At 60.7% G+C, this 12,435-nt stretch carries 10 protein-coding genes; 1 reads left to right on the forward strand and 9 read right to left on the reverse strand.

Features of this window, described 5'->3' with window-relative positions:
• Window positions 1-5: 5 nt before the first annotated feature.
• From EJ576_RS20525 to EJ576_RS20550, 6 genes are all read right to left on the reverse strand, one after another.
• Window positions 6-2,468, reverse strand: coding sequence for an EAL domain-containing protein (locus EJ576_RS20525; protein ID WP_126570975.1), 2,463 nt, complete (start codon window positions 2,466-2,468; stop codon window positions 6-8).
• A gap of 71 nt (window positions 2,469-2,539) precedes the next feature.
• Window positions 2,540-4,342 (reverse strand): ABC transporter ATP-binding protein, encoded by a 1,803-nt coding sequence (locus tag EJ576_RS20530; RefSeq protein WP_123474409.1) that lies wholly within the window; start codon window positions 4,340-4,342, stop codon window positions 2,540-2,542.
• Window positions 4,335-4,937, reverse strand: coding sequence for a DsbA family protein (locus EJ576_RS20535; protein ID WP_174890965.1), 603 nt, complete (start codon window positions 4,935-4,937; stop codon window positions 4,335-4,337). Before EJ576_RS20535 ends, EJ576_RS20530 begins: the two co-directional genes overlap by 8 nt.
• A 36-nt stretch (window positions 4,938-4,973) precedes the next feature.
• Entirely contained in the window at window positions 4,974-5,915 is a 942-nt protein-coding gene (locus tag EJ576_RS20540) for a rhodanese-related sulfurtransferase (RefSeq protein ID WP_122725778.1), read from the reverse strand.
• 118 nt (window positions 5,916-6,033) lie between these two features.
• On the reverse strand, window positions 6,034-6,330 hold the full coding sequence (locus tag EJ576_RS20545; RefSeq protein WP_122725775.1) for a BolA family transcriptional regulator: 297 nt from the start codon (window positions 6,328-6,330) through the stop codon (window positions 6,034-6,036).
• A gap of 6 nt (window positions 6,331-6,336) precedes the next feature.
• Window positions 6,337-6,855 (reverse strand): DUF2059 domain-containing protein, encoded by a 519-nt coding sequence (locus EJ576_RS20550; RefSeq protein ID WP_016976397.1) that lies wholly within the window; start codon window positions 6,853-6,855, stop codon window positions 6,337-6,339.
• Window positions 6,856-7,036: 181 nt separating this feature from the next.
• Between EJ576_RS20550 and EJ576_RS20555 the strand changes: the two genes are divergently transcribed.
• Window positions 7,037-8,419 (forward strand): class II fumarate hydratase, encoded by a 1,383-nt coding sequence (locus tag EJ576_RS20555; protein ID WP_122725772.1) that lies wholly within the window; start codon window positions 7,037-7,039, stop codon window positions 8,417-8,419.
• Here EJ576_RS20555 and EJ576_RS20560 read toward each other — a convergent pair.
• The 3 genes from EJ576_RS20560 to pap all read right to left on the reverse strand — a co-directional run bounded on the left by EJ576_RS20560 (window position 8,416) and on the right by pap (window position 12,358).
• Window positions 8,416-9,372 (reverse strand): DMT family transporter, encoded by a 957-nt coding sequence (locus tag EJ576_RS20560; RefSeq protein ID WP_126570976.1) that lies wholly within the window; start codon window positions 9,370-9,372, stop codon window positions 8,416-8,418. The genes EJ576_RS20555 and EJ576_RS20560 overlap by 4 nt on opposite strands.
• A gap of 192 nt (window positions 9,373-9,564) precedes the next feature.
• On the reverse strand, window positions 9,565-10,749 hold the full coding sequence (locus EJ576_RS20565; protein WP_122687124.1) for a thiolase family protein: 1,185 nt from the start codon (window positions 10,747-10,749) through the stop codon (window positions 9,565-9,567).
• Between the two features lie 91 nt (window positions 10,750-10,840).
• Entirely contained in the window at window positions 10,841-12,358 is a 1,518-nt protein-coding gene (gene pap, locus EJ576_RS20570; RefSeq protein WP_126570977.1) for a polyphosphate:AMP phosphotransferase, read from the reverse strand.
• Window positions 12,359-12,435: the final 77 nt, after the last annotated feature.

Consider the following 12,435-nt stretch of genomic DNA (forward strand, 5'->3'; position numbering starts at 1 on the left):
ATGTTTCAGCGGAATGTGCCGGGCGCCTTGAATAACAGAGGCTGCGGCCGCACAGGTCGACACTGCAAGCTATCAAAGGTAAACAATTGCGGTCGTTCAATCAGGTAGCCCTGAGCGTAATCCACACCAATTTCGAGCAATGCCTGTTCGATTTGCGGTGTCTCGACAAATTCAGCAATTGTGCGCTTACCCATGACATGGCCGATGTGGTTTATCACTTCGACCATCGCGCGGTTAATCGGGTCGTCCAGCATATCCTTTACGAAACTTCCATCGATCTTCAGGAAGTCTACAGGTAAATGTTTGAGATAGGCGAATGAGGACATTCCGGCACAAAAGTCATCCAGCGAAAACTGACAACCTAAAGCTTTGAGTTCATTAATAAAACGGATCGCACTGCCCAAGTTTGCAATTGCACTGGTTTCGGTTATCTCAAAACAGATCATGCCCGGCGGAATATTGTATGTATGAAACTTCTCACGTAAAAACCCAAGGAAGTCTTCATCACCAATAGTGATGCCTGACAGATTGATCGCACACATGGCCATCGGGCGTCCCGGCCGCTCCTGTATGCACCGGCTGATGAGCTTGAACACATTCTCCACCACCCAGCGGTCCAGAGACGTCATCAAACCGTAACGTTCGGCCGCCGGGATAAAGCTGTCGGGCAGGATGATACGGCCGGCCTCGTCATGCAGGCGCAACAGGATCTCGATATGCCCATCGCCGCCGTCGGTAGGCCCCAGCGGTGAAATTTCCTGGGCGTACAGGCAGAACCGGTTCTCTTCCAACGCCATGTGCAGGCGCTGCACCCAGGCCATTTCGCCAAAACGCAGCGACAGTTCTGAATCGTCGGCGTGGTACACCTGCACGCGGTTGCGGCCTTTTTCCTTGGCCATGTAGCACGCCATGTCGGCGGCGCGCAGTGAGGTTTCCAGCGTGGTCGGAGTGTGGCCCAGGTGCACCAGGCCGATGCTGACGGTGGTCATGAACGGCCGGCCCTTCCACACAAAGTGCAGGCTTTGCACGGTGTGGCGCAGGCTCTCGGCGATCTTCTCTGCGACTGCCGCCGGGCAGTTTTCCAGCAGGATGCCGAACTCATCGCCCCCCAGGCGCGCCAGGGTGTCGCCCTCGCGCAGGTCCGACTGCAGCAGCGCGCAGATATGCCGCAGCAGTTCGTCGCCGGCCGCGTGGCCACAAGTGTCGTTGACCAGCTTGAACTGGTCCAAGTCGAGGAACATCAACGCATGACGCTCGCCCAGCCGCTGCGCGGTGGGATGCAGCACCTGTTCCAGGCGGAATTCGAATTCGCGACGATTGGCCAGGCCAGTCAGGGCGTCGTGGGTCGCCTGCCAGGACAGGTTGGCGATGTATTGACGCTCCTGGGTCATGTCATGCAACACCAGCACCGCACCCGTGACCTTGCCGGCACTGCGGATCGGCGCGCCCACCAGCGTCACCGAGACCGTGCTGCCGTCTAGGCGCTGGATGGTTTTGGAATGCTCGCTGCCGCCACTGAGCTGGCCCTTGACGATGTGTTCAATGAGCGTAAAGCCGTCGGGCTGGGCATTGTCGTCCAGCAGGTTGAACAGCGCGGCCAAGGGCAGGCCTTGGGCCTGGGCCGAATTCCAGTGGGTCAGCGCCTCAGCCGCCGGGTTCATGTAGGTGATGGCGCCGTCGACGTCGGTGGTGATCACCCCGTCGCCAATCGACTCCAACGTGATCTGCGCACGCTCCTTCTCTTGCTGCAAGGCAGTGGCAAACGCGTGGCGCTGGGTCAGCAGCTTATGGGTACGCAGCAGTGCCAGGACGATCAGGCCGAGGGCCGTGGCCAGGTTGGTGATCAGCAGCAACCGCAGGATCATCCGCGAGCCTTCGCCCAAGGCATCACTGAACGCTTTGGCCGCCGGTGTCACACCTTCATTGATGGCGATAATGTGTGCTTTCCACTGGCGTACGTCGTTGGCGCTGACGTGGTCGCGGGTGATTGCGCCGTGCATCTCGCGGGCCAACTCATCCAGTTGCATCAGGTAACCATCGCCCACTGTCCATAGCTCGATGGCTTTTTCCAGGTAGCTGAAATGGCGAAAGTTGAGGTACAGCCAGATCAGACTGGAGACATCGTCCGGATGGTTGCCCCCCTTGAGGATACCCAAGCGGGCAGCGCTGAGGTCTGGTGTGGATTGGTCCAGCGCAACCCGCAATTCATGCCCGCCCTGGGGCACGGCGATAGCCTGCTGGTATTTGAGGTAAGTGGCTTCGTCGCGGTTGTCGGCGTAGAGCGTCAGGTAATAGATGGCATCTTTCTGGCCCTTGGACCACAGACTTTCACCTGCCACGTAGCCGCGCACTGCCGAGAGCACGTAAAGACTGACGCAGCCTAACAATGCCTGGAACAGCACAACGGCGATGAAGGGCCAGACAATGCCCAACAGCCGTGGCGTTCCGAGAGTCCGCTTTTGCTTCATGAAGCCCCTTGCACATGCACCGCTGGATACGCACGCGAAACACCGCTTCCGATAGCTCAGCCTAGGCTAAATCAACGAACTTGCTGCAAGTGTCCGTAGAGTTTGGCGTACAACCCACCGTCAGCAATCAGCTGTTGATGGTCGCCGTCCTCTGCAATGTGACCGCCGTCGAACACTAACACTCGGTCGGCTTGCTTAACCGCCGACAGGCGGTGGGCGATAATCAGTGTAGTACGGCCGCTGAGGAACCGCGCCAGCGCCTGGTGCAGGTTGTATTCGGTGGCGGCGTCCAGGGCAGAAGTCGCCTCGTCGAGGATCACCACTTTTGGCTCGGCCAGCACCATGCGCGCAATCGCCAGGCGCTGACGCTGCCCACCGGAAAACCGCACCCCGGAACGCCCCACCACACTGTCCAGGCCCATGGGCAATGCCTTGACGGTAGCATCCAGCTGGGCGATTTCCAGTGCCTGCCAGCAGGCTTGATCACTGCGTTCGCGGCCCATGGTCAGGTTGGCGCGCACCGTGTCGTTGAACAGCGCCGGGTGTTGCAGCACCACGGCGACGTTTTCGCGAATGGTTTCCAAGCCGATTTCCTGCTGGGTAGCACCACCAAAGCGGATAGTTCCAGCCTGTGGTGTATAAAGTCCGAGCAACAGTTGCACCAAGGTACTTTTACCGCCGCCACTGGCACCGACGATTGCCACCTTCTCACCGGGTGCGATGGCCAGGTTCAACTGGTCGAGCACCAAGTCTTCGCCATAACCGAAATTGAGGCCGCGCACTTCGATGCCGACCGTCTCGCGCCCAACGAAAGGATCTTCGCCGCCGACGTATTGCGGCTCATCGGCACGCGCCAGCAGTTCGTTGATCCGCGTCAGCGCGCCGCCTGCCGCGTAATAGGCGTATTGCAGGTTCAGCAATTGCTCCACCGGGCCGATCATGAACCACAGGTAGCTGAACACCGCGAGCATCTGGCCGATCGACAGGTCAGAGAACAAAACGGTAAGCATCGCCGCTGCGCGGAAGATGTCGATACCGAACTGAAACAGCAAACCGCTGGCGCGGCTGGAGGCGTCGGTTTTCCACTGCGAATGGATCGCGTAGTCGCGCACTTCCTGGGCACGCTGGCCCAGACGCCCGAGGAAGAAGCCCTGGCGATTGCCGGCGCGGACTTCCTGGATCGCGTCCAGGGTTTCAGTCAGCGCTTGGGTAAAACGCGAAGTGCTGTCGTTTTCCAACTTCTTCAGGTGTTTGACGCGCTTGCCCAACTGCACCGTGGCGTAGATCACCAGCGGGTTGAACAACAGGATCAGCAACGCCAGCTGCCAATGCATCCACACCAGGATCGCCGAGGTACCCACCAGGGTGAGCATGGCCACCAGGAAGCGGCTGAGGGTTTCGCCGACAAATTTGTCCAGCGTGTCGAGGTCGGTGACCAGGTGAGTCGTTACCGTGCCGCTGCCCAGGCTTTCGTACTCACCCAGGGAGATACGCTTGAGCCGCTCGATCAGGCGTACACGGATGCGGTACACAATGTCCTTGGCCAGCCGCGCAAACAGCCGCGCCTGCACCACGTTGAACACCAGGGCACCACAACGCAGGAACAGGGTCACCAGCAACATCAGGCCGATATAGCCGGCCGCCTTCTGCCAGCCCAGCGGCAGCGCGTGATTCATCACCTTGAGGGCAGCGTCGCCGTGGCCCAGCAGGACCTCGTCCACCAGCAGCGGCAACAGCAAGGGAATCGGTACGCTGCACAGGGTCGCCAGCACGGCGACGCCATTGGCGATCCACAGGGATTTCTTGTGACGCAGGGCCAGGCGGCGAATTTCCGCCCAGGTCAGGCGATCGGTGCGCTGGGCGGGTTCATGCACAGGTGGCTCGCTCCAGCCATCGGCCCAGCAGAGGCGACAGCTCGGACAGCGGCTGGTAACCGTTGGTCAGCAACGCCAACTGACCATTACGCTCGGCCAGCAGCGTCGGGAAACCGGCGATGCCCAGGTCTTGCACCCAGGTGAAATCGGCCGCCGTGGCGGCATGCTGCTCAGCGCGGTCAAACTCGCCGGCAAACTCGATGCGCGGGATGCCCGCCTGCTCGGCCAATTCCACCAACACGCTGGCGAGGGTCACGTCGCGGCCTTCCACATAGAAAGCACGCTGGATCAGCCCCAGCAGTTTCCAGGCGCAGTCCGGCGCCAGGCTGCGTGCGGTGACGATGGCGCGGCACGCCGGCTCCGTGTCGTAGACAAAACCGTCGGGCAACGCGCCTTCTCGCTTGAACGGCTGGCCGGTGGCGTCAGTGACCGCCTGCCAGTGTTCCAGGATATAGCGCCGAGTGGTCGGCTCCAGCGCTGCGCCGCTGCCGGTACGCAAGCCGCCCACCACCAGATGCAGCTCGACGCCGGCCGCCTGGGCCTGCTCCACCAACGCCTCGGCCACCGGGGCAAAACCCCAGCACCAGGAACACATCGGGTCCATTACATAGAGCAGGCGCGCGGACATGGGTCAGGCCTCGGAAGGGGTTTGCTTGTAGTTGAAGCCAATCGGGTGCGGCATGTTGCGGGCCTTGGCCAGCTCGATCTGCTTCTGCCGGTCGATCGCGCTGCGGCGGGTCTTCTCCGGCAGTTTATCCCAGCAATGCGGGCAACTGATGCCAGCCACATAATGCTCGGAGGCGCGGTCTTCGACACTGACCGGTGTACGACAGGCATGACATTGATCGTAGTCGCCTTCGCTCAGGTCGTGGCGCACGGTCACGCGATTATCGAAAACAAAGCAGTCGCCCTGCCATTTGGTTTCTGCCTGCGGCACCTCTTCAAGGTACTTCAGGATGCCGCCCTTGAGGTGATAGACCTCGTCAAAGCCTTCGCTGAGCATGTAGCTCGACGCCTTCTCACAGCGAATGCCACCGGTGCAGAACATCGCGACTTTCTTGTGCTTGGCCGGGTCGAAGTTGGCTTTGATGTAGTCGGGAAATTCGCGAAAACTGGTGGTTTTCGGGTCGATCGCGCCTTCAAAGGTGCCGATGGACACTTCGTAGTCGTTACGGGTGTCGATCAACAGCACTTCCGGGTCGCTGATCAGCGCGTTCCAGTCCTGCGGGTCGACGTAGGTACCGACTTTCTTGTTCGGGTCGACGCCTTCGACGCCCAAGGTCACGATCTCTTTCTTGAGCTTGACCTTGGTGCGGTAGAACGGCTGGTCGTCGCAGTAGGATTCTTTGTGGTCAATGTCGACCATGCGCGGATCTTGCTTCAGCCAGGCCATCAGGCCATCAATGCCTTCGCGGCTACCGGAAACCGTGCCGTTGATGCCTTCTTCGGCGATCAGCAAGGTGCCTTTGATGCCGTTGTCGACCATCGCCTGCAACAGGGGCTCGCGCAGGGCGACGTAGTCTTCGAGGGTGACGAACTTATACAGTGCCGCCACGACAATCGGTTGAGTCATGGGTGTTCTCTCCAGGTGGCTACCCTCGCAAAGGGTGAACCGGATGCAAAAAAAACGCGCCGGCTGAGCGGCGCGTTGCAGATTCTAACAAATGCCCGGTGTCAGAGACACCCGATCATCAATCATGTCCGCCAGCGCAGGTCGGCGAGGCCGGGGCTGCGTCGATTTTCGCCCATTCTTCAGGCGTGTAGGTATGCAGCGCCAGCGCATGAAACTCGTTCATCAGGTCACCCAGGGTGGCGTAGACCTTCTGGTGGCGCTTGACGCGGTTGAGCCCCTCGAACTGCGGGCTGACCAGCACGGCCTTGAAGTGGGTCTGCAACCCACGGCTGTGCATATGGCTTTCGTCCAGCACGCTCAAGTGGTTGGTGCCCAAGGCGGCAAGCGCCGTTTCGATACGCTGTTGCATGGTCATTCCTGCTTACTTCTTCTTGGCCGGAGCGGCGGCTTTAGGCGACAGCTCGTTGGTCATGTCTTCCAGCAGCTTGTTGACTACCGGCACGGCGCTTTCCAGCTTGGCCTGGGTCATCTGGGCCGATTGCTGGGTCAGCTGCGGCATTTTTTCCAGGACTTTCTTGCCCAGCGGCGACTGGTAGAAGGCAACCAGGTCCTTGAGTTCGGATTCGCTGAAGTTGGTGGTGTAGAGCTTGACCATGTCAGGTTTCAGCTTTGGCCAGCCGATGGCCTGGTCCAGGGCGGCGTTGGCCTTGGCCTGGTAGCTGTCCAGTACGGACTGCTTGGCGGCAGGCGCCTTGGTCTGTTCAAAACGCTGGGCGAACATTTGCTGCACTTGCATGTACACCGGGGTACCCAGCTTGTCGGCATGGGCCAGGGTAAGGAAGGCTTCGGCACTGGCGTTGTGGCTGGCGGTATCGGCAAGAACCTGGCCGCTGGCGCAAACCAGAGCAACCGCGGTACAGATGGCACGAAGACGAGTCATCGAGTTTCCTTTTCTAGCAGGCGAGGTCAGACCCCAAGGGCGCCCATTCTGCGCCTAAAAAACCTTATGGCTCAACCCCGAGCCTTGCTGGATAAGGATTGACCGATGAAAAGCCTTTTAGGGAACCCCCCTGGCCGAACACGGCCTAAACTGCGCAAACGAACCTGAAGGAGTGTGCCCGATGAGCCGTATCGAAACCGACAGCCTGGGAGAAGTTCACGTCCCGGATGACGCTTACTGGGGCGCCCAGACCCAACGTTCGCTGGTTAACTTCGCCATTGGCGAACAGCGTATGCCGCTGGCGGTATTGCACGCCCTGGCCCTGGTCAAGAAGGCCGCAGCACGGGTCAATGACCGTAATGGCGACTTGCCCGCCGACATCGCCCGCTTGATCGAACAGGCCGCCGACGAAGTGCTCGATGGTCAACACGACGACCAATTCCCCCTGGTGGTCTGGCAGACCGGCAGCGGCACCCAGAGCAACATGAACGCCAACGAAGTGATCGCCGGCCGCGCCAACGAACTGGCGGGCAACAAACGTGGCGGCAAGAGCCCGGTGCACCCCAACGATCACGTTAACCGTTCCCAGAGTTCCAATGACTGCTTCCCCACCGCCATGAGCATCGCAGCGGTCCAGGCTGTGCATCAGCGCTTGCTACCGGCAATTGCGACGCTTTCCGGCGGCCTGGCTGAACAAGCAGCCAAACATATGAAGCTGGTGAAGACCGGCCGCACTCATATGATGGATGCCACGCCAATCACCTTCGGCCAGGAGCTTTCGGCGTTCATCGCCCAGCTTGACTACGCCGAACGCGCCGTTCGCGCCGCACTGCCCGCCGTGTGCGAGTTGGCTCAGGGCGGCACCGCCGTCGGCACCGGGCTGAATGCGCCCCACGGTTTTGGCGAGGCGATTGCCTCCGAGCTGGCGGCGTTGTCGGGCTTGCCGTTCGTCACCGCGCCGAACAAATTCGCCGCCCTTTCCGGCCATGAGCCGTTGGTGACGCTACACGGCGCCCTGAAAACCCTGGCCGTGGCCCTGATGAAAATCGCCAATGACCTGCGCCTGCTGGGCTCCGGCCCGCGCACCGGGTTGGCCGAGGTGAAGTTGCCGGCCAACGAGCCCGGCAGTTCGATCATGCCGGGCAAGGTCAACCCGACGCAGTGCGAAGCGCTGTCGATGCTGGCCTGCCAGGTGCTGGGCAATGACGTGACCATAGGCATCGCTGCCAGCCAAGGTCACTTGCAGTTGAATGTGTACAAGCCGGTGATCATCCACAACCTGCTGGAATCCATCCGCCTGCTGGCCGACGGCTGCAACAACTTCCAGGAACACTGTGTGGCCGGGCTTGAGCCAGACCCCGTGCAGATGGCCGAGCACTTGGAGCGCGGGCTGATGCTGGTGACCGCGCTCAACCCGCACATCGGCTACGACAAGTCGGCGGAAATCGCCAAGAAGGCTTACGCCGAAGGGTTGACGCTAAGGGAGGCCGCGCTGGACCTGGGCTACCTCACCGACGCGGAGTTCGACCAGTGGGTTCGCCCGCAAGACATGCTCGGCGCCTAGGACGCCATGCGCAATCGCCGGGCCTTGAGCCCGGCGAGCAACGACGGCGCCAGCGCCACGGTCGCAGAACCCAGCACCACCACCAACGCCCCGGCATAGCCCAGGGCGTTGATCTCTTCGGCCTGCACATACTCAGGCCACAGCCACGCCGACAGGGCGACCGCCACGAAAGTCACCAGTGGTGTAAGTGCCAGGGTCGCACTGACCCGCGAAGCTTCCCAATGGGCAAGCGCTTCGGCAAAGGCGCCGTAGGCCACCAGGGTATTCATGCAGCACGCCAGCAACAGCCAGCCCTGCAGCGGGCTCAGGTCCAACGCCTCCATAGGATGCGCCCAGGGCGTGAGCAACAAAGCGCAGGTGAGGTAGATCACCATCATCACTTGCAGCGAGTTCCACACCGTCAGCAACTGCTTCTGGCCCAGGGCGTAAAACACCCAGATTGAAGTGGCAAGCAGGATGGTCAGCACGCCAGCGGTATAGGCGCCAAGGGACGTCAGCAACTCCTCCAGACGCTGGTTGAAGAACAGGCCAAAGCCTGTAATCAACACGAATAACCCGAGCACCTGCCCGCGACTGAAACGCTCCTTGAACACAAACACACTGGCGATCATCAAGAAGATCGGCCCCATCTGCACCACCAGTTGCGCCGTGCCAGGGCTGAGCATTTTCAGGCCCACCAGGTACAACACGTAGTTGCCCACCAGGCCGCACACCGCCATCCCTACCAGCCAGCCACCCTTGGGGCCCAGCACCTTACGGCTGGGCAAGCGCTTGGTCAGCGCCAGGTAGACGAACAGGCAACTGCCAGCCACGATCAGGCGAAACCAGGTAACGGTGATCGGGTCCATCACCTGCAGCACCTGCTTGAGTTTGATCGGCAGGATGCCCCACAGAAACGCGGTCAGCAGGGTCAGGAGAAAACCGTAGACCCAGCGGCCGGAAGAGATGTGCATGAGTGCCCCAGAAGCCAGAGGAAGTGGAGCCGCATTCTAGGGGCAAGCGAAAGGATTGGGCTATGCCGCAATTCAAATGTGGGAGCGGGCTTGCTCGCGAATGCGGTGGTTCAGTCAGAGATTAATTGCCTGACACACCGCACTCGCGAGCAAGCCCGCTCCCACGTTTTGATTCAGTTTCTTCAATGAGCTCTATCGCACGGCCTCAAAAAGCCCGGTGGCGCCCATGCCACCGCCCACGCACATGGTGACGATGCCATAACGCAGATTGCGCCGCTGCAACTCACGTACCAGATGCCCCACCTGCCGTGAGCCGGTCATGCCGAATGGGTGGCCTATGGAGATCGATCCGCCGTTGACGTTGTACTTGGCATTGTCGATTTCCAGGCGATTACGCGCATACAAGCACTGGGACGCGAAGGCTTCGTTGAGTTCCCACAGGTCGATATCCGCCACTTGCAAGCCCTTGGCCTTGAGCAGCTTGGGCACCGAGAACACCGGGCCGATGCCCATCTCGTCCGGTTCGCAACCCGCCACCGTGAACCCACGGAAAAACGCCTTCGGCTTGAGGCCCAGTTCAAGGGCTTTTTCCAGGCTCATCACCAGCGTCATCGAGGCGCCGTCGGAGAGCTGCGACGAGTTACCCGCCGTCACCGAGCCGTCCTCGGCAAATACCGGCTTCAAGCCTTGCAGGCTGGCCAACGTGGTGTCCGGGCGATTGCAGTCGTCACGATCGACCACGCCCTCGAGCACCTGCACTTCACCGGTGTTCTTGTCTTCGACTTTGTACTTGACCGCCATCGGCACGATTTCATCGTTGAACAAACCGTCTGCCTGAGCCTGGGCGGTGCGTTGCTGGCTTTGCAGGGCGTACAAGTCCTGCTCTTCGCGACTGACGTTGTAGCGACGAGCGACGATCTCGGCAGTCTGGCCCATGGGGAAATAGATACCCGGCACCTGCTCTTTCAGCAGCGGGTTGATCAGGTTGTCGGTGTTGACGCTTTTCATCGTCAGGCTGATGGACTCGACGCCACCGGCAACGATGATATCGCTGCAGCCCGACGCGATCTGGTTGGCCGCGATGGCAATCGCCTGCAAGCCCGACGAGCAGAACCGGTTGAGGGTCATCCCCGCCGTACCGGTGCCCAGTTGTGACAACACCGCCACATTGCGCCCGATGTTGTAGCCCTGGGCACCTTCGTTGGAGCCGGCGCCGACGATGCAGTCCTCCACGGTGGCCGGGTCGATTCCATTGCGGGTGAGCAGCGCGTTGACGCAATGGGCCGCCATGTCATCCGGGCGGGTCTGGTTGAACTTGCCACGAAACGATTTGGCCAGGCCAGTTCGTACGCTGTCGACGATCACTACTTCACGCATGGGCTACCTCGATCTTGTGGTTGTCGGGAGATGGATCGAGGATAGATCCAGCTCCCGCCAACCGCGACGATCATTCACCCTATGGATAGGCCTACTTCTTCTTGCCTTTCTTGTCGTGCTTGTCGGATTTGTCGAACGCCTCTTCCAGCGCCCGGTTGATCGTGCGCAGCACCTTGACCCGCGCCCAGCGCTTGTCGTTGGCCTCCACCAGTGTCCAGGGCGCGATTTCAGTGCTGGTGCGGTCAACCATATCGCCCACGGCGGCACGGTAGTCGTCCCACTTGTCGCGGTTGCGCCAGTCGTCTTCAGTGATCTTGAAGCGCTTGAACGGGATTTCCTCACGGGCCTGGAAACGCTCCAGTTGGGTCTGCTTGTCGATGGCCAACCAGAACTTGACCAAGATCACACCCGCGTCGCGCAGTTGCTCTTCAAAGTCATTGATTTCGCCATACGCGCGCATCCAGTCCGCTGGGGTGCAAAAGCCCTCGATGCGTTCCACCAGTACACGGCCATACCACGAACGGTCGAAGACAGTGAACATGCCCCGCGCCGGGATCTTCTGCCAGAAACGCCACAGATAAGGCTGGGCACGCTCGTCCTCGCTCGGTGCGGCAATCGGCACGATGTGGTACTGGCGCGGGTCCAGCGCCGCCGCCACCCGACGGATCGCCCCGCCCTTGCCCGCCGCGTCGTTGCCTTCGAACACCGTGATCAACGCGTGCTTACGCATGCGTTTGTCGCGCATCAGGCCGGAGAAGCGTGCCTGCTCGGTGATCAACTGTTCTTCGTAATCGTCCTTTTCCAAGCGCTGCGTCAGGTCGAGGCTGTCCAGCAGGCTCTTCTTGTCCACGGAGGCGATCAACGGTGCCGGGTTCATGCCGCTGGCCTTGCCCTTGACCAGCTTCAACGCATTTTGCAGGCCTTCCAGCAGCAGCTTGCCCACGGTGAGGCTGCGATAGTTGCTGTCCACCCCTTCGATCACATGCCACGGTGCATAGTCGCGGCTGGTGCGGCGCAACACGCGCTCGCCGAAATGCACGAATTTGTCGTAGGTCTCAGACTGCTGCCAATCCAGCGGGCTGATGCGCCAGCTGTGCAGCGGGTCATCGGCCAGGGCCTTGAGCCGCGCTTTCATTTGCTTCTTGGACAGGTGAAACCAGAATTTGAAGATCAGTGCGCCTTCATCACAGAGCATCTTTTCCAGACGCTCCGCACCGGCGATAGCCTGGTCCAGGCGCGCGTCCTTGATCTGCCCATGCACGCGGGCCTGCAGCATCTGGCTGTACCAATTACCGAAGAAGATCCCCATGCGGCCTTTGGCGGGCAGTTGCCGCCAGTAGCGCCACGCCGGCGGCCGCGCCAGCTCTTCGTCGGTCTGCTGGTCGAAGGTGCGCACCTCGATCAGACGCGGGTCCATCCATTCGTTCAATAGCTTGACCGTCTCACCCTTACCGGCACCCTCGATACCGTTGATCAGGATGATCACCGGGAAGCGCTTCTGCTGCTGCAGCTCGTATTGCACCTCCAGAAGTGCCTCACGCAGCGCAGGGACTTCGGCGTCGTACGTGTCTTTGTCGATGGCGTGACCGATTTCGGCGGATTCGAACATGGGCAGCTCCGTTTCAAGATGGCTCAAGACTAGCGGATTGGGCAGCAACACGCGGGAGGAAATTCCATCGGTGCTTG

The sequence above is a fragment of the Pseudomonas sp. C 49-2 genome (assembly GCF_003970195.1).
GTDB lineage: Bacteria > Pseudomonadota > Gammaproteobacteria > Pseudomonadales > Pseudomonadaceae > Aquipseudomonas > Aquipseudomonas canadensis.

Coding starts and splice junctions, on each gene's coding strand:
- EJ576_RS20550 (WP_016976397.1), bottom strand. CDS start 6,855: ATGACTCGTCTTCGTGCCATCTGTACCGCGGTTGCTCTGGTTTGCGCC.
- pap (WP_126570977.1), bottom strand. CDS start 12,358: ATGTTCGAATCCGCCGAAATCGGTCACGCCATCGACAAAGACACGTAC.
- EJ576_RS20560 (WP_126570976.1), bottom strand. CDS start 9,372: ATGCACATCTCTTCCGGCCGCTGGGTCTACGGTTTTCTCCTGACCCTG.
- EJ576_RS20545 (WP_122725775.1), bottom strand. CDS start 6,330: ATGACCATGCAACAGCGTATCGAAACGGCGCTTGCCGCCTTGGGCACC.
- EJ576_RS20535 (WP_174890965.1), bottom strand. CDS start 4,937: ATGTGTTCCTGGTGCTGGGGTTTTGCCCCGGTGGCCGAGGCGTTGGTG.
- EJ576_RS20525 (WP_126570975.1), bottom strand. CDS start 2,468: ATGAAGCAAAAGCGGACTCTCGGAACGCCACGGCTGTTGGGCATTGTC.
- EJ576_RS20555 (WP_122725772.1), top strand. CDS start 7,037: ATGAGCCGTATCGAAACCGACAGCCTGGGAGAAGTTCACGTCCCGGAT.
- EJ576_RS20565 (WP_122687124.1), bottom strand. CDS start 10,749: ATGCGTGAAGTAGTGATCGTCGACAGCGTACGAACTGGCCTGGCCAAA.
- EJ576_RS20540 (WP_122725778.1), bottom strand. CDS start 5,915: ATGACTCAACCGATTGTCGTGGCGGCACTGTATAAGTTCGTCACCCTC.